The sequence below is a fragment of the Chryseobacterium sp. JAH genome, from assembly GCF_001507335.1.
Lineage (GTDB): Bacteria > Bacteroidota > Bacteroidia > Flavobacteriales > Weeksellaceae > Chryseobacterium.
In genome coordinates, this window is sequence record NZ_LMAH01000003.1 from 558,369 (window position 1) to 575,094 (window position 16,726).

General features: G+C 35.4%; 17 protein-coding genes and 2 tRNA genes. 7 read left to right on the plus strand and 12 right to left on the minus strand.

What is annotated here, in order from left to right; genetic code table 11:
- Positions 1-62: 62 nt before the first annotated feature.
- Together AR685_RS09745 and AR685_RS09750 are read right to left on the minus strand one after the other, a co-directional pair.
- On the minus strand, positions 63-680 hold the full coding sequence (locus AR685_RS09745; protein WP_047443465.1) for a DUF502 domain-containing protein: 618 nt from the start codon (positions 678-680) through the stop codon (positions 63-65).
- A gap of 9 nt (positions 681-689) precedes the next feature.
- The gene (locus AR685_RS09750; RefSeq protein WP_047443466.1) at positions 690-1,271 is read right to left on the minus strand and encodes a tRNA-(ms[2]io[6]A)-hydroxylase; all 582 of its coding nucleotides are present in this window, start codon (positions 1,269-1,271) and stop codon (positions 690-692) included.
- A gap of 137 nt (positions 1,272-1,408) precedes the next feature.
- On the opposite strand from AR685_RS09750, the gene AR685_RS09755 reads away from it, so the two are divergent.
- Positions 1,409-1,651, plus strand: coding sequence for a hypothetical protein (locus AR685_RS09755; protein ID WP_131777611.1), 243 nt, complete (start codon positions 1,409-1,411; stop codon positions 1,649-1,651).
- A gap of 32 nt (positions 1,652-1,683) precedes the next feature.
- Here AR685_RS09755 and AR685_RS09760 read toward each other — a convergent pair whose 3' ends face one another.
- Positions 1,684-2,772: an acyltransferase family protein gene (locus tag AR685_RS09760; RefSeq protein WP_059124429.1), complete on the minus strand. Its 1,089-nt coding sequence runs from the start codon at positions 2,770-2,772 to the stop codon at positions 1,684-1,686.
- Between the two features lies 1 nt (position 2,773).
- Entirely contained in the window at positions 2,774-3,316 is a 543-nt protein-coding gene (locus tag AR685_RS09765; protein ID WP_059124430.1) for a hypothetical protein, read from the minus strand.
- A 72-nt stretch (positions 3,317-3,388) separates the two neighbouring features.
- Here AR685_RS09765 and AR685_RS09770 point away from each other — a divergent pair, with 72 nt between their 5' ends.
- The 3 genes from AR685_RS09770 to rpmA all read left to right on the plus strand — a co-directional run bounded on the left by AR685_RS09770 (position 3,389) and on the right by rpmA (position 5,029).
- Positions 3,389-4,285 carry a GLPGLI family protein gene (locus AR685_RS09770; RefSeq protein ID WP_082671914.1) on the plus strand — a complete coding sequence of 299 codons (897 nt, stop codon included), beginning with the start codon at positions 3,389-3,391 and terminating at the stop codon, positions 4,283-4,285.
- Positions 4,286-4,365: 80 nt separating this feature from the next.
- Positions 4,366-4,743 (plus strand): 50S ribosomal protein L21, encoded by a 378-nt coding sequence (gene rplU, locus AR685_RS09775; protein ID WP_047443471.1) that lies wholly within the window; start codon positions 4,366-4,368, stop codon positions 4,741-4,743.
- Between the two features lie 28 nt (positions 4,744-4,771).
- Positions 4,772-5,029: a 50S ribosomal protein L27 gene (gene rpmA / locus AR685_RS09780; protein WP_034677604.1), complete on the plus strand. Its 258-nt coding sequence runs from the start codon at positions 4,772-4,774 to the stop codon at positions 5,027-5,029.
- A 413-nt stretch (positions 5,030-5,442) separates the two neighbouring features.
- Here the strand turns inward: rpmA and AR685_RS09785 are convergent, their stop codons facing one another.
- The 5 genes from AR685_RS09785 to AR685_RS09805 all read right to left on the minus strand — a co-directional run bounded on the left by AR685_RS09785 (position 5,443) and on the right by AR685_RS09805 (position 10,503).
- Positions 5,443-7,971 (minus strand): DUF5686 family protein, encoded by a 2,529-nt coding sequence (locus tag AR685_RS09785; protein ID WP_228376425.1) that lies wholly within the window; start codon positions 7,969-7,971, stop codon positions 5,443-5,445.
- 229 nt (positions 7,972-8,200) lie between these two features.
- Positions 8,201-8,274, minus strand: a tRNA-Asn gene (locus AR685_RS09790).
- A 181-nt stretch (positions 8,275-8,455) separates the two neighbouring features.
- A tRNA-Asn gene (locus AR685_RS09795) sits at positions 8,456-8,529 on the minus strand.
- A gap of 80 nt (positions 8,530-8,609) precedes the next feature.
- On the minus strand, positions 8,610-9,956 hold the full coding sequence (gene rseP, locus AR685_RS09800) for an RIP metalloprotease RseP (protein WP_059124432.1): 1,347 nt from the start codon (positions 9,954-9,956) through the stop codon (positions 8,610-8,612).
- A gap of 106 nt (positions 9,957-10,062) precedes the next feature.
- Entirely contained in the window at positions 10,063-10,503 is a 441-nt protein-coding gene (locus tag AR685_RS09805) for a DUF6646 family protein (protein ID WP_059124433.1), read from the minus strand.
- 91 nt (positions 10,504-10,594) lie between these two features.
- On the opposite strand from AR685_RS09805, the gene AR685_RS09810 reads away from it, so the two are divergent.
- Entirely contained in the window at positions 10,595-11,356 is a 762-nt protein-coding gene (locus AR685_RS09810; RefSeq protein WP_059124434.1) for a nitrilase-related carbon-nitrogen hydrolase, read from the plus strand.
- Positions 11,357-11,460: 104 nt separating this feature from the next.
- Here AR685_RS09810 and AR685_RS09815 read toward each other — a convergent pair whose 3' ends face one another.
- Genes AR685_RS09815 through AR685_RS09825 form a run of 3 tightly spaced genes read right to left on the minus strand, consistent with a single transcriptional unit; the run spans position 11,461 to position 13,555 of the window.
- Positions 11,461-11,760 (minus strand): thioredoxin family protein, encoded by a 300-nt coding sequence (locus tag AR685_RS09815; RefSeq protein WP_047443475.1) that lies wholly within the window; start codon positions 11,758-11,760, stop codon positions 11,461-11,463.
- Positions 11,761-11,779: 19 nt separating this feature from the next.
- Positions 11,780-12,145, minus strand: coding sequence for a rhodanese-like domain-containing protein (locus tag AR685_RS09820; protein WP_059124435.1), 366 nt, complete (start codon positions 12,143-12,145; stop codon positions 11,780-11,782).
- Positions 12,146-13,555 carry an MBL fold metallo-hydrolase gene (locus AR685_RS09825; RefSeq protein WP_047443476.1) on the minus strand — a complete coding sequence of 470 codons (1,410 nt, stop codon included), beginning with the start codon at positions 13,553-13,555 and terminating at the stop codon, positions 12,146-12,148.
- A gap of 289 nt (positions 13,556-13,844) precedes the next feature.
- Here AR685_RS09825 and AR685_RS09830 point away from each other — a divergent pair, with 289 nt between their 5' ends.
- Together AR685_RS09830 and AR685_RS09835 are read left to right on the plus strand one after the other, a co-directional pair.
- Positions 13,845-15,371, plus strand: a complete 1,527-nt coding sequence (locus AR685_RS09830) for a helicase HerA-like domain-containing protein (RefSeq protein WP_059124436.1) — start codon at positions 13,845-13,847, stop codon at positions 15,369-15,371.
- A gap of 120 nt (positions 15,372-15,491) precedes the next feature.
- Positions 15,492-16,715, plus strand: a complete 1,224-nt coding sequence (locus AR685_RS09835; protein ID WP_059124437.1) for a PolC-type DNA polymerase III — start codon at positions 15,492-15,494, stop codon at positions 16,713-16,715.
- Positions 16,716-16,726: the final 11 nt, after the last annotated feature.

Sequence of the window (16,726 nt, forward strand, 5' to 3'; positions counted from 1 at the left end):
GATTTAACATAATATTAAAGAAAGAAATGAACTCTATCAAATCTATTTATATCATGACCTTTTTACTCAGGAGCTTTAAATACGTTGTCGTCAGAATGGAAACCTGCCACACCGCCACTAACTGCAAATTTCATTGCTGTAGCCGCCGTCATTCCCACCACGGGTTTGATGTTTTTTTCTTCGGTAATGATTACCCAGCCTGAAATAGCATAGGAATGCGGAAGGTAAACCGCTACGAAATTATGCTTATGCACATCGGCCATTTCTTTTTGTGTAAGAAAACCAATTCTCCAGATTTCAGGATTTTCATTGGTTTTCACCCAAACAGGGTCGCTGAATTTTTTCTTATCTCCAACGAAAGAAGACATCACATCTTTGGTAGGAGAATAAATATGTTTGATACCTGGAGTACGTTCAAGAATTCTGTCTATTGCATCTACAAAAAAACGTCCTACAACGAATTTGTTTCCCAAATATCCGAGTAGCGCAGTCACCAGAATTGTGGAGACAAAAACTAGTCCCGGAATTTCTCTTGCGACGGATGGAATAATATTGTCAACCGATGAAATTACATACCAAATCACAAAAATCGTCAGCCCGATGGGACCAATGATTAATAATCCCTGAAAGAAGTTTTTCAGAAAAAAATTGGTGATATTTTCAAAAGTAGGTTTTTTCAATTGGATTTTTTAACCGTGTATAGTTTCCTTGTTACCGTAAGATTTAATGATTTTTGCCTCATATTCTAGCCATTCTTCCCATCTTTTGTTCACTTTTTCAGGATCACCTAATTCTCTTGCAAAACCGATAAATGTAGTGTAATGGTTAGCTTCGGAAATCATCAATTCTTTGTAGAACTTTTTGAGTTCTTCGTCTTTTATGTTTTCTGTTAAAACTTTGAATCGCTCACAGCTTCTCGCTTCAATCATAGCAGCAAAAAGCATTTTATCAACAATCATCGTATCTCTGTGACCTCCTTTTTGGATGAAATTCACCAATTCATTGACGTAATCATCTTTTCTTGTACGTCCAAAAGTATAACCGCGCTTCTTGATAATTTCTAGGACCATACCGAAATGTTCAAGTTCTTCCTGAGCAATTGCTAAAAGTTCTGTCACAATATCGGGGCGTTCCGGAAGCATGGTGATTAATCCGATGGCATTGGTAGCGGCTTTTTGTTCGCACCATGCATGGTCTGTTAAAATTTCCTGGATGTTATCCTCTGCAATATTTGCCCACCTTGGATCGGTTGGAAGTTTCAACTTAAACATGATTTAAAAATTTTGGTAAATTTAATTAATAAAATTAACATGCGGTAATGCAAAACTCCTCACTTCAAAATTTATTTTGTTGTAATCATCTCTGGCATAGAGTTGGATTACCTAAATCAACATTAAAATCTTAAATCATGAATACTACATTAATGACAAAAAAATTGCAAAAATTTGCCCTTACAATGCTGACTATGTTTTTCAGTATTATTTCGTTTGCCCAGGATACAACACCTGACACACAGGTAAGCACGTCTACGAAAACTACCACAACTGAACAATGGTACATGGATCCCACTTATCTTATTATTGGTGGAGTAGTTCTTATCGTAGTGATCGCCCTTTTAGTAAGAGGAGGAGGAAGAGGAAGTAGAGATTAGAATCTCACGATAAAATATTGCCGCTCAGTAATTTACTGAGCGGTTTTTTTACGTAGATATTCTAAGATTCTCCATCCGGAATCGTCAAATTTCTTCAGACCTGAAGCAATAATAAATGCTAAAATCACATTAATAATATAAATAATAACCATCAAAGTCCACCACGGCATCAGTTCTTTCAAAGGAACAACAAGAAAATACACGAGCGAAGAGCTGATTCCCTGTCCGAAATAAAAGAAAATTGCGTTTTTACCGATATGTGTGACGAAATTTTCTTTGGTAATTTTTAATCGGTTATACAAAACAAATAGAGTTGTCAGTGAAAAGAATGTCCAAATAATGTAGGGCGTTTGCGGCGGAAATTTTTTCTTATTGATTTTGAAGAATACATCGTCACCGAAATACCAAAACATCCAAACTAAGGCTGCTGCTACCAATCCGTAAACAACAGGAATCATCTGTACTGGAATCTTTTTGCCACGCATTCTGTTTCCAATCAGGAAAACCGTCATGTAAAAAGCTACATATCCTACCTGGCCAGTTGGGTATAGTTCAGGGAATATATTAAATAGTAAAGTTAAAGCAATGCAAATTCCTATGAACCAATTAACGTGTTTCGGAAAAAATCTTAAGATTAAAACTCCGAAAACGGTTAAAATAAAATAGACTTTTAAGTACCAGAAACTTCCCATCACCACGGGAAAAGTGTCTGCATTTGAATATTCATGAAGATACCAGTTTCCTAAGTTTTGCCACTGCGGAGCTGTTGAAATGCTTGTTGCTTCATATTTTGTTCCGAATGTAGAGTAGAAGTTTTGTAGCCATTCGAGGGAAAAAAAAGTGAGCCCGAAAATTTTAAAGAAATAATCTAAAAAGAAAAGAAGTGTCACAAAAATCATGTACGTCACCTGTAGTTTCAGTAGTCTGTACAAGGTTTTTTCGATGTTTGAGCCAGAGGTTATTCCACTTAAAGCATAAAAAAGGGCGACATCAAAAACCAAAGAGAAAACTCTGATTTCAGGGATAATATAAAACTGCCCCGACCAAAATGCGGTATGAATAAATATTATGGAAAGTGTAGCTAAGCCTTTCGCAAAATCGATGTAAAGATCTCTGTTCATCTTATTGAGGTAAATCGCGTGTTACTTTTTCCAGTTTATCGTAATTGAAAAAATATAAACCTCCATCCCATTCAGGTTTTGCTTTTTTCTCAATTCCTCGCAATTCGTTTTCAAAAAGCCTGTGATATCTTACAGAATACCAAGAATTATAAAAATCATTATCGATTGAATACAATGGCTCTCTGAAAACTTCAGAACGCTGCTCAGTGGTCTTCTGAAGGTGAGAATAACCTTCCATCACAAGAAAAAGTTTGTAATTGTTTTCTTTTGCAAATCTCTCGTAGTTTGACATCGGAAGGCAATATTGTGATGTGCATCCATTGGTAAATATATAAACCAATGATTTTGGATGTTTTGATAATTCTGATTTAAGCTGCTGTCCGTTTATCTTGTACACGTGTTGACTGTCAGTCTGCTCAAAACTTTGTAAGGGCACAATCATCAATTGATCTTTTTCTGAAAGTTTTTTGTAATCATTGGTTACACCGTATACAGTGCACGACGCTAGAGATAAACAAAGTAAAATGCTTAAAATTATCTTCATTGTAAGTTTTTTCCAAAAGTACAAATAAAACCGGAGCAATTTAATTTCTATATTTGGAGAATTAATCACAAAATGATGAAGCATATTTTAAGTCTTGTTTTGTTCCTTTTATTCACTCTTAACCTCTCGGCGCAGGGAAATCGTTTTACGTATGAATATCAGTTCAGAATTGATTCCACAAAAACCGACAGCCTTAAAAAGGAATTTATGAATCTTGATATTTTCCCGACGAAATCTTATTTTTATGGTCAGGCTCAATATGCAAGCGATTCTGCAATGAACCATTCAATTATTCAGCAGAGAAAATCTACTCCGAACAGTATAAGCTATTCCTCCACGACGGAAGAGTGGAATGTTTCTTATTTAATAGAAAAATCTTATCCGGGTTTTAAAACAAACTGGTTTACGAATATCGAACAAACCAATATGGTGGTGGAAGAAACACTAGCTTTAAAATGGAATATTCTTCCCGAAACACAAAAAATAGAAAACTACAATTGTCAGAAAGCAACTGTAAATTTTGGCGGAAGAATTTGGGAGGCGTGGTTTTCCAAAGACTTGCCGTTTACAGATGGTCCGTACAAATTTCAAGGCTTGCCTGGATTAATTGTGAAACTCGAAGACAAAACAAAATCACATCAGTTTTTATTGAAAGGAAATAAAAAATTAAAAGCTGAGGATCATTCGTGGGATTATATTTTATCATTACAGAAAGAGGCAAAGAATGAATTTCAGGGCGTGAAAGTGAATCCTGTTCAATATAAAAAGCTTTTTTTGTCTTATAAAAATGATCCTGCAAAAGACATCAAACTCGATTTGGCAAATCCTAATAATTCGATGACGGTGACTACAGAATCGGGTGCGAAATTGACGAGCAATCCTGAAATTATTAAGTATTTTGAAGAATCGATGGCAAAGAAATATAAATCGGCCAACAATCAGCTGGAATTAAATTTACACAGAAAGTAGAAAATTTCTCAAAATCATATTGTTACTAAAGAAATAATCAGTACATTTGCACCTCGAATTAACTAAAAAATTTATAGACAATGTTTGCAATTGTAGAAATAGCAGGGCTTCAATATAAAGTTGAGCAAGACCAGAAGTTGTTTGTGAACCGTTTGAAAGGAGACAAAGGAGGAAAAGTATCTTTCGATAAAATTCTTCTTACTGTAAACGGAGCAATCACTGTAGGCGCCCCAGCTGTAAGCGGTATCACTGTAGAGGCAGAGATTCTTGACCACGTAAAAGCTGATAAAGTAATCGTCTTCAAAAAGAAAAGAAGAAAAGGTTATGAGGTTAAAAACGGTCACAGACAATCTTTAACTCAAATCAAAATCACTGGTATTACAGGATTTGAAGGAAAAAAAGCAGAGAAGCCTGCTAAAAAAACAACTAAAAAAGCTGACGCTGAAAGCGCAGAATAATTGTTAAACCAAAAAACCTTAAAATAAAATGGCACACAAGAAAGGAGTTGGTAGTTCCAAAAACGGTAGAGAATCTCATTCTAAAAGATTAGGTGTGAAGATTTTCGGTGGACAAGACGCTATTGCTGGTAACATTATTATCAGACAAAGAGGTACTCAACATCACCCAGGTGAAAATGTTGGTATGGGTAAAGATCACACTTTGCATGCACTTGTTGACGGTAAAGTAGTTTTCAGAAAGAAAGCAAACAACAGATCTTACGTATCTATTGAGCCAAACGCATAATTAAAAAGCGTTTTATAAAATAAAATCCTCAGCATTTTTGTTGAGGATTTTTTTGTGCTTTAATTATTTTTAGTTGAAAGATAATTGTCTTTTCTGTAATCTGGAAAATAGAATTTCTGCAGCTCCCAATGCCCACCAAAGCGGAAATTTAAAAAGGAAGTACAGAAGATTAAACCCATCAATGATTTTAAATTTTTGATGGACTTGGTGAAGCTCTATTTCACTTGAAATAAAAGGTATAAGAAAAAAACAATAAAAAAATAGAGACCTTTGAAATTATATTTAGTTTCATCTCAATCTTTTAGTGAAAAGAATATGGTTGATTATGATTGTTATTGAAAATAGAATATCATAATAAGTGAAACATGCAAATGGCTCTGATAGTTCATTAGAGATAGATAATAATTAATCTTTTAAAAATTAAACTGAAAACCTGCCTTAATTCCAAACTTAGAAACATCCGGTCGGTCAAGGTAATTTCCTCTCCAGTTAAAATCTACACGGAAAATTCTGATGTTTCCGAAACCGATATTCTCAATTCCAAATCCATATTCATAGTACACCTGTTGATCCGGTGCAGAATATTTTAGATTCTCAACATTGATGTTTTTTGACGCGTCACTCAAAGATCCGTAAGCACCTCTGATGAATGCTACTTCTCTAAGCTTCAGTTTCTTAATTAAAGGAATAAATGAAAGAATTTTGCCGTTAAAGTGATGTTCTATGTGAAGTGTAGAGTAGGTATCTGCAACAAATTCATAATAATTGAGCTGGGCAAAAGTATTTGGTACCAAGCCATAAGATTGGTTACCAGGAATGACATTCTGTAAAGCCAGTGGAACAGTATCAAAGTTTTTTCCTGCTTCAAAATTAAGCAAAGTTTTACCCCAGCTTCCCAAAAGGATAGGTTTGTAAAACATAAACTGAAGTTTATTGTAATTAAAATCTGCATTAAACAAACCTTCAATACCTCTTGTATATTTTAATACGATTGTCGGTGCCAATGTTCCGTGTTCGTATCGGTCGACCCCTGTCTGGGAAAATTTAGCTCCCGGTCTTGCTATTAAGCTAATGGTCACATGAGAATCATTTGTAGTTTTTCTTAAATCACCATTTCTGTAATACATTAAGCTGAAACCTGATGGATTGGCAGATTTAATGCTTTGCATGGTTCCGTCAACTCTCACCTGAAAGTTTTTCCAGGGTTCGATAGACGTGAATATACTCGTTTGGTTTACTGAGCTTAAAGAAGCGTTTTCTCCTCGTGCAAACACCGTTGATGAGGCAAATGAACGGGACATAATTCCATCTTCTGTTGTCAGCTGTACTCCAAGTTGCGTAATGTCTCTTTTTGTTCCGGCTCCTACCATGAAACGGTTTACTCTGTTGAACATGTAACGTCCTTCCACACCATATTTGAACTGCTGGTCTTTAAAACCATATGCATTATAGAATTGAATTCTCCAGGGATCATTCTGCCCGAAATATGTTCTGGCTCCCAATCTTATTCTGTCGCCTTCCACATCATTCTTTCCGTAAATTGAAAAAATAGGACCAATGTCAATGCCTTTTGTGATGTTGTAATGTTGTGAGGCAAGAGTTTCGTAGAGTTTTACAATACGGTTGAATTTCGGAGTCTGCTGTAATTTATCAAGCATCTCATATACTCCCTGTTCTGTTTTTGAAAGCGAATCTGGTCTTGCTTTTACCCAATATGCGTCGTCCTTGTCAACAAATTTGGCGTCATATTCTTCTTCTTTTCTTGTGAAAATAGAATCCGCAAGAGGTTTGTTGAAATCATATTCAGAATAATCTACCGTTCGCTTAGCGACAAGCCCTTTGGCTGTTTTCTTTTTTGAAAACGGAGTCATTTCAATTTCCGTAATGAATTTTTTAGGCAAAAATGTTTCATCATCCGGATTGTCATATTCCAATTCGGTTGATATTGCATTGATGAAGTTGACATTGATTTTATTGGTCGATTTTAAAGTGGCACCCAATACTGCATATGAATCAGTGTCAATAAACAAGTATCCCTGAAAGGCGAGAACATCGGTTCTTCTCGGTTGATAACGTATTTTGTAAGCCTGTTCGCCACGTACGGAAACGGTATCAATCAAATTATAATCGTAAGTGCTAAAGCCGTCTGTTCCTACGGGGCTTGGAAATCCGATATCAAAATAGTTCAGCGTATTGTCATAAATGTTAATGTCGCGGTAAAGGTTTTTTGCTGTAATTGCAATCACCTGATTGTCTTGAAATCCTGAAGTTTTTTGTGCAATAAGAAGTTTTTTGGTTTTCTTATTCGGTTTATTTTCCCCAAAATTGGTGTAGATAGATTCGTTTAGGAAAATAGGGAGAGCCATTTTTCCTCTTGCTGTAGAATCAGCGTAATCAAAGATGAAATCTAATTTGTTGAAGATTTTTCTGTTCATAAACGCACTGTCTAGGTTATTGGCGTCAAACTGAATCTTCTCATATTCTTTGTAAGTGTAGGTGTTAAACTTGTCAAGCCCGTTATTTCTCTTACGTTTCCAAACTTCCTGCATGATTCTGTATGCAGGGTTTTCTTTTTTGTTTTTAAATTTTGTTTTCTCGTTGTGAATAACGACTTCTTCAATATTACTTACTTTTTCAGAAGATAATTTGATGAGGAGGTTGCTGCTTTTGTCGGCGGTAATATCTACGCTTTCTAAAGCATAGTTTTTTTTCTGAAATTTAAGTTTGTAAATAATGCTGTCCGACTGTATGCTGAAGCTTCCTGAAGTAGTAGTAAGAATGGGAGTATTGCTGTCGTTGATAAAGATTTCAACGGCGCTGATCTCTTTGTTGTTTTTGTTATCTACAATTCTTCCGTTTGCTGTGTTTTGAGCATGAAAAAGACTGGTTATAAAAAAGGAAATATAAAGGAAACCGTATTTAAGTTGATTGGTTGACATCATTCGTATCTTCAAGCATTTAGCTAAACAAAAATTGTGCTGTTTATGATTAAATTTAAAAGTTTTTTAAAGACTTTAGGGTATATCTATCAAAATGCAAATGTAATGAAAATAAACCTATGAATATTGCGCTGAGACAACGCTTGAAATTGATATTTGATAAATAATGTAAGTGTGATTGTGAAAAATGTATAAAATCAAAAAAGACCTACATTTCTGTAAGTCTTTTTTGCTCCTCCTCTTGGGCTCGAACCAAGGACCCTCTGATTAACAGTCAGATGCTCTAACCAACTGAGCTAAGGAGGAATGTTCCTCTTTTAAGGTGGTGCAAAGATAATATGAAAAATAATATCAAGCAAATATTTTTTAATCAAAATTAACTGAAAACTGCTATCAGATTATTTTTCAGGAATTTAAATTTTAAAATAAATTGAAATAGGAAAGTACTAAAATCAAAAAAGACCTACATTTCTGTAAGTCTTTTTTGCTCCTCCTCTTGGGCTCGAACCAAGGACCCTCTGATTAACAGTCAGATGCTCTAACCAACTGAGCTAAGGAGGAATGTCCCTATTTTTAGGTGGTGCAAATATAGGACTGATATTTAAACCACACAAGTTTTTTAATTATTTTTTTCAATAAAATTAAAATTTATTGGTAATAATTTTGAAGATGTCTGCTCCGAAAATCAGTAACATTAAGCCTAACAGGAAGATAACACCAACCATCTGCGCATTTTCTAGTATCTTTTGTGGAACCGGTTTTCCTACGATCATCTCGTATAAAGTGAATATTACGTGTCCGCCATCCAATCCTGGGATAGGAATCAGGTTTAAGAATGCCAACCAAACAGAGAACATTGCTGTAAAACTCCAGAAAGCTGTCCAGTCGATAGAAACACTTCCGTCCTTCGCTTTATCAACAGGCATGTTTTTGATGATTGCCAATGGGCCACCTACTTTTTTGTAACCCTGAACTTTTTTGTTGAAGATTAATTTAAACTGTTTTACCTGATAGGTTAAACTTTCAATACTTCTTGTAAAACCTCTTCCAATCGATTGTCCGAAAGTGAAATGTTTTGTTTCATAGTATTTCGTCATCTGCTTGTAAGAAGAAATTCCCAAAGTTCCATCTTTTGAAACTGGCAGAGTCAATGGCTGAACTGCACCGTTTCTTAGAACTTCCACATTAAGATTTTTTCCTGCATTTTTTGTGATTATTCCCTGTAACTCATCATAATAGTTTATTTTTTGACTATTGACAGCGATAACTTGATCACCCACTTTTAAACCTGCAGCAGCGGTTTGAGGATTAACAATTGTATCAATTACCGCAGAAAATCTAGGGGTAAGAAATGCTTTAGGATTTTCATCTCTGAAAGCCATTGCTTTACCATCATCGTTGGTTGGGAAAGTAACTTCTTTTCCGTTTCTTAAAACTGTGATTTCGTCACTTAATAGAACATCTAAAGCTAATTTGTCAAGGTTGTTCTGGGTTTTTCCGTCTACTTTTAAGATTTTATCTCCATCTTGGAAACCCATTCCTTTTGCTACGCTTGTATAGTTCATCGGTGCGTCTACCTTTGCAGTGTCAAAAGAAGTTTCACCATTGAAAAATGATAGGCAAGCATAGATAATCCACGCTAAGAAGAAGTTTACGGTTACTCCACCCATCATAATGATTAATCTCTGCCAAGCTGGTTTTGCTCTAAATTCCCAAGGCTGTGCAGGTTGCTTCAGCTGCTCGGTATCCATGCTTTCATCTACCATTCCTGCGATTTTCACATAACCTCCGAAAGGAAGCCAACCAATTCCATATTCAGTTTCACCGATTTTTTTCTTCGCTAAAGAAAACCAAGGATCAAAGAAAAGATAAAATTTTTCTACTTTGGTTTTGAAATATTTGGCGGGTAAGAAATGCCCGAGTTCGTGAAGAATTACTAAGATAGATATGCTTAATATGAATTGAAAGATCTTAATTGCTAATTCCATTAATTGTTTTTAGATTTTAATTTGCAAAGGTAACAATTATCAAAAGGATGCCAAATAAAAAAGCTCCTCTAAATGAGAAGCTTTGTCATATATTCTGTCACTGTTTTTAGAAATTTAAAGAAACACCAAGACTTCCGTTGTTTCCAATTTCGGCGAAAACACCCACTTTTTCTGTGAAGAAATATCTTGCACCGATATGAGCGCCGATTCCGAAGTCTCTACCCAGAACTCCTAAGTCAACCCCAGGATATAGATCCAGTTGCTCTGGGAGGTCTAATGTCTCTTTCAGGTGGAAATTAATCCTTCCAAAAACAAAAACCCTGTTGTCTTTATTGTTGTCTTTGTATCCGTCAAAATAAATATTGGCTCCCGCCCCAACGGATAAAAGTTGATTCAAACCGTAGTCATAGGTACCGGTGACTCCTGTCCCATAGCCCCAAGCATTGAGTCCCAAATTTACTTTCTGATCTCCTTTCCCGGTCCAGGCTTGTGCGCTGACTGTTGCTCCTGTAAGAACAAGCATCAACATAAAAACCAATTTCTTCATAGATTTTATATTTTAAATTATTACTAAAGACAATTTGCAGCAAATATAAAACCGAAACCGATTTAAAAATGTAATTTTATAGAAGTTTTGAATGAATAATATGAAAATTACAGCATTAAATCTGGATATTGCCTGGAAAAATAAAGATGAAAACTTTAGAATAATTGAAGGGCAGCTGCAGAATCAGAGTGCAGATTTGTTTCTTATGCCCGAAATGTTTTCTACTGGTTTTTGTATGGATGCGGCAGAGATTTCAGATAAAAATGAAGAATCTTTGGAGTTTCTAAAGAAAATCGCACAAGAAAAAAACGCTGCTTTTTGTGGGAGTGCGTCAGTAGAAGTAGAAGGAAAGTTTTATAATAGAATGTATTTTGTAGAACCCAATGGTGATGCCTCTTTCTATGATAAAAGGCATTTGTTTTCATTTTCCGGTGAAGACAAAATTTACACACCCGGAAAAGAAAGGGTTGTTGTCGAATATTTGGGCATTCGTTTTCTGTTGCAGGTTTGCTATGACTTGAGGTTTCCTGTTTTTGCAAGAAATAAGGGTGATTACGATGCAATTTTATACGTTGCCAACTGGCCGGAGAAAAGAGTCGGAGCTTGGGAACATTTATTAAAAGCGAGAGCTATTGAGAATTTATCTTACGTTTTTGGTTTAAACAGAATCGGGACAGATGGAAATGATCTTTTTTATCAGGAAAGTTCGCACTGCTTTTTTGCAGACGGGTCGGAAATTGCTGAGAAGAAAGGAAATTTAGTTTCGGCAGACTTGAATTTAGAAGATCTGAAAGACTTTAGAAATCATTTTCAGTTTTTGAATGATCGTGATGATTTTGAACTTACTATTTAGGACAAAGAATTCCCACACATTTAACAAGTAGATCGGTGTCGATTTGAAAAATGTGTGGGAATAATTTTTTCTACTTTTAAATTAAACTAAAAGATAGTCTTAATCTAAATATACTGTTCTAAAAGTTGCGTCAGCCGATTCACGTCATGCACACCACTTTCTTTATATAATAACTCTCCTTTTTTAAATACCGCTAAAGTAGGAACACCACGTACTCCATACTGCGAGGCAATTGCCGGATATTGATCAACATCTATTTTTACTATTCGTGCACCTTCACCAATTTTTTCTTTTACAGTCGTTAAAACCGATGACTGTACTTTGCAGGGCTGACACCATGTTGCGAAAAAGTCTATTAACACGGGTCTTTCCGATTCTATAAGTTCCTGAAATTTTTGTGACATAATGATTCAATTTAATATTTTACTTTAAATTCTGAATGGCTCTGATGTTATCTAAGGTCTTACCATCATATACTTCGACACCGTTCTTTTTTAAGATTTCCACGGCATTGTCTGCCTGAATTCCTTTGTTGCAAAAAACTACAACCTTTTTACCTTTCAAAGATTCTGCTTTGTTCTGAATTTCTGCTAATGGAATATTGATAGCGTCTTTTGCAGTTCCTTCTGCGTACTGCTCCGGAATTCTTACATCAACCAGAATGATTTCTGAATTGTTGACCAATTCTTTTATTTCAGCTTTAGGTGTGTTTTGCTGTACGGAGGCCGTTTTGCATGCGTGCAATGAGAAAAATGCTACAAGTATAATTCCAAATAAATAGGTTTTCATTTAGAGGGTTTTAGACTGACAAACAAAATCAGATGTAGGTAGTTTTTCTGTTTTTTTAATTCCGTTAAAGCCACCCTCTATCTCGGTGAAATTTCTGATTCCATGTGAGTTAAGGATGCTTGCGGCAATCATGCTTCTATAGCCTCCAGCGCAATGTAAGAAGAAATGTTCAGAATCGTCGATTGTAGAAACCCAGTCGCTGATGTTATCTAATGGTTTGCTGAATGCATTATCAATATGTTCGGCAGAATATTCTCCGATTTTTCTTACGTCGATGATTTTTGAGTTTTCATCAAATTGCTCAACAAATTCAGACGGAGTAATTCTTTTTACCTCATCAATTTCTTTTGTAGAATTTCTCCAAGAAGCAAATCCACCTTTTAAATATCCTAAAACATTGTCAAAACCGACTCTGCTTAACCTTGTGATCACTTCTTCTTCAGTTCCTTCGTCTGAAACCAAAAGCAAAGGATGTTTTACATCTACGATAAGACTTCCAACCCATGGGGCAAAGTCTCCTTTTAAGCCGATGTTGATTGAATTGGGAATAAAGCCTTTATGAAATTCTCCGGCTCCTCTTGTATCTAAAATTAAAGCTCCGGTTTCTTCGGCAAAACTTTCAAAATCTTCAACGGAAACAGGATTTAATCCTTTCGTCATCACATCATCCAAGCTGTCATAACCACCCTTGTTCATTGCAACGTTCATCCCGAAATATTTCGGGGGAGCAGTCAATCCATCAAGAACTTCTTTGATGAAAGATTCTTTGTCGGGTTGATTTAGAGCGTAATTGGTTTTTCTTTGATTTCCTAGAATATCAACAGTTTCTTTCTGCATATTTTTTCCGCAAGCCGAACCCGCGCCGTGAGCCGGATAAACGGTAATACTGTCGTCCAATGGCAAAATTTTACTGTGGAGACTTTCGTACAAAATTCCAGCAAGATCTTCCTGTGTCATGCTTCCTGCTTTTTGGGCAAGATCGGGGCGCCCCACATCACCCAAAAATAGAGTGTCGCCTGTGAAAATAGCAGTTTCAATACCGTTTTCATCAATCAGCAGGTAAGTGGTGCTTTCCATGGTGTGACCTGGAGTGTGAAGTACTTTTATTTTGATGTTTCCGATTTCGAAAATTTGATTGTCTTCAGCGATGATTGCTTCGAAATCTGGTTCTGCAGTCGGTCCGTAAACGATTGGCGCATCAGTTTTTTTGCTTAAATCTAAATGTCCCGATACAAAATCTGCATGAAAGTGAGTTTCAAATATATATTTTAAAGTGACGTTGTCTTTTTCAAGGCGTTCAAGATATGGTTTTACTTCTCGCAGTGGATCTATAATTGCTGCTTCGTTTTCTGAAATAATGTAATATGCACCTTGTGCTAAACAGCCTGTATATATTTGTTCAACTTTCATTGATTTTTATTTAAATTTAAAATAATTATAAAGATACAAAATAATGGATGATTTATAAAGAAATGATAATTCTCATTGATAGTTTCTCTCAATAGCAGAAATTTAAAATCAAAATTTATTTTTGTAAATCATTTGTAATCAATTGGATGGTGCATCGTAACGTATGATGTTTTTAATTGCTGTTTTAAATCATATTTTATTATATTTATTTTAAGTTTTAATCAGTAATAAATTGATAAAAGCGGCACAGGAAAATTAAAAAAAATTACCTTTTAAAGATAAAAATCAAATGGCAGACAAGGCAAAATTTATAGACGAGCTTTCAACAAGATACACACCCAAAGGAGAGTGTATAATATTGGGAAAAGGTATGCTGGATGGTGATGTCGTCACAGATGTGAATGTTACAATTCCTTTAAAGACTATTAATCGTCACGGTCTTATTGCAGGCGCTACGGGAACAGGAAAAACCAAAACACTTCAGGTTTTTGCCGAACAGCTTTCTCATGCCGGCATTCCGTCTTTAGTTCTGGATATCAAAGGCGATTTTTCGGGTATTGCCGAGTCCGGACAAATGAATTCTATCATTGAAGAACGCTATGCTAAAACACAGCTTCCTTATAATCCGCAGGCTTTTCCTGTCGAGTTGATGAGCATTTCCGGAGATAAAGGTGTTAAATTAAGAGCGACTGTCACAGAATTTGGACCGGTTTTGTTAAGTAAAATTTTAGAGTTGAATGATACCCAGCAAAGTATCATGTCTATTGTTTTCAAATATTGCGATGACAAAGGTCTGCCTTTAATTGATTTGAATGATTTAAAGAAAGTTCTGCAATATGTAACTGACAATCCACTAAGTAAAACTGATTTGTCTGCTAACTATGGATCAATTGCTTCGGCGTCTTTAGGTACAATATTAAGATCTATTGTTGCTTTGGAGCAGCAAGGTGCTGCAGATTTTTTTGGTGAACTGAGTTTTGATGTTCAAGATCTGTTGGAAACACGAGACGGAAAAGGAGTTGTGAATATTTTAAGAGTTGCGGATATTCAAAATAAACCGCAGCTTTTCTCAACGTTTATGCTTTCGCTTTTTGCTGAAATTTACATGACTTTCCCTGAGGAAGGCGACAGCGGAAAACCAAAATTGGTTCTGTTCATTGATGAAGCACATTTGATTTTTGACGAATCTTCTAAAGCATTGGTTTCACAAATTGAAACGATGGTAAAACTCATTCGCTCTAAAGGTGTCGGAATCTATTTTATCACTCAAATTCCAGGTGATGTTCCTGAAAATGTGCTTTCACAGTTAGGTTTAAAAATTCAGCATGCTTTGAGAGGGTTTACCGCAAAAGATAAAAAAGAAATTTCTAAAGCAGTCGAAAACTATCCAACAACAGAGTTTTACAACGCTTCAGAATTGATACAAAACCTAGGAATTGGTGAAGCCTTTGTCACTGCTTTGGATGAAAAAGGAATTCCTACACCGCTTGTTCATACATATTTAATTTCTCCGGAATCTAGAATGGATATTCTTAGTGATGCTGAAGTTTCTGATCTGACTTCAAAGTCTGCATTGGTTTCAAAATATGAAAAACCGGTTGACAGTGAATCTGCATACGAGATTTTAGTAAAAAGAATGGAGCAGGCTGTTGAAAATTCTGGCCCGGCACAGCAGACAAAACCCGTAAAAGAGGAACCTGGAATGTTTGAGCAGGTTTTAAAAAGTCGCGCAGGAAGAACTTTTGCCAATACTCTAATGCGTGAAGGTGCTAAAGCAATTTTGGGAATGTTTGGTTTGGGCGGAAGAAAAAGATAAGTAACTGTCTTTTTGTATTTTTTAACCTATTTTGATTATTTTAGCAAAATTCCACCCGAGAACGAAGTTTTAAGGGTTCGGTTTTTGATAGAAATTCTAAGTTTAGATAAGATAAAATAAATGTATTCGATTATAGATATAGAAAGCAATGGTGCAGGGTTCAGAAAAGAATGCATTATCGATATCGCCATTTTTAAATATGATGGTCATAAAATTGTCGACCAATTTATTTCGCTTGTCAATCCAGAGAGTGATATTACTCCTTTTGTTCAAAAATTGACCAATATCAGCCCGAAAATGGTGAAAACGGCGCCTAAATTCCATGAATTGGCTAAAAGAGTGGTTGAAATTACCGAAGGAACAACTTTAGTAGGACACAACATTGATTTTGATTATAGAATGCTTCGCCAATCGTTCCAACGTCTTGGTTATGATTTTAATATCAATACTTTAGATACAATCCCTTTGGCTAAAAAACTGATTCCGGATGAGGTAAGTTATTCACTCGGAAAATTAGTGAAATCGTTAGGGATTCCTTTGGTGAATGCTCATCGTGCCGAAGGTGATGCACGGGCAACATTGGAGTTGTTTAAGCTCTTGGTCTCAAAAGATACTGAAAACGAGATTATACAGGAGCAGCATGAGGAAACCAATGCGAAGACGTATATTAATAAAATCAAGTTGTTAACCCAAGATCTACCCAGTGAGAAGGGGTTTGTTTATTTTCAAAATGAATCTGGAAAAATTATTTTCTCTGATTACGTACAAGATATCAACCGATTTTCTAAGAAACTTTTCAATTCAAAATCAAAAAAATTTGAAGAAATCCAGAAAGATGTTGAGCAGATTAATTTTGAATTGACCGGAACGGATATCATTGCAAAATTGATTTTAAATTCTAAAAATATTAAAAAGAAGGATACTCTGCCTTTTGGATTGTATTTCAGACATAATAAATACATCGTCGAAAAAAATACGCTTAACAAAGAAGAGAAACCAATTTTGAAGTTCCGTTCATTTACGCAGGGTTCAAAGGCGGTTCAGTTTATAGGAGAGGTTGAAGAGTTTGCGGATATTGAATTTTTTAAAAAGAAAATTGATTTCAGAAAAAGAAATGAACTTTGGCTGGGTGCAGGAAGAAAATTAGGTGAGAAACTTTTTTTAATCATCGAAAACGGCAAAGTCATTTCGTATGGTTTTTATGATTTGTTTACCCAAATTCAGACTTTAAGTAAAATTTCAAAACTAAAGTTAGACTTACCTCTTTCAACAGCAGATTTAAATAACGAGTTGCAATTAGCGCTACTACGTGGAGATTTTGAGACGCTCCCACTTCCGAAATAAGAGAATATATT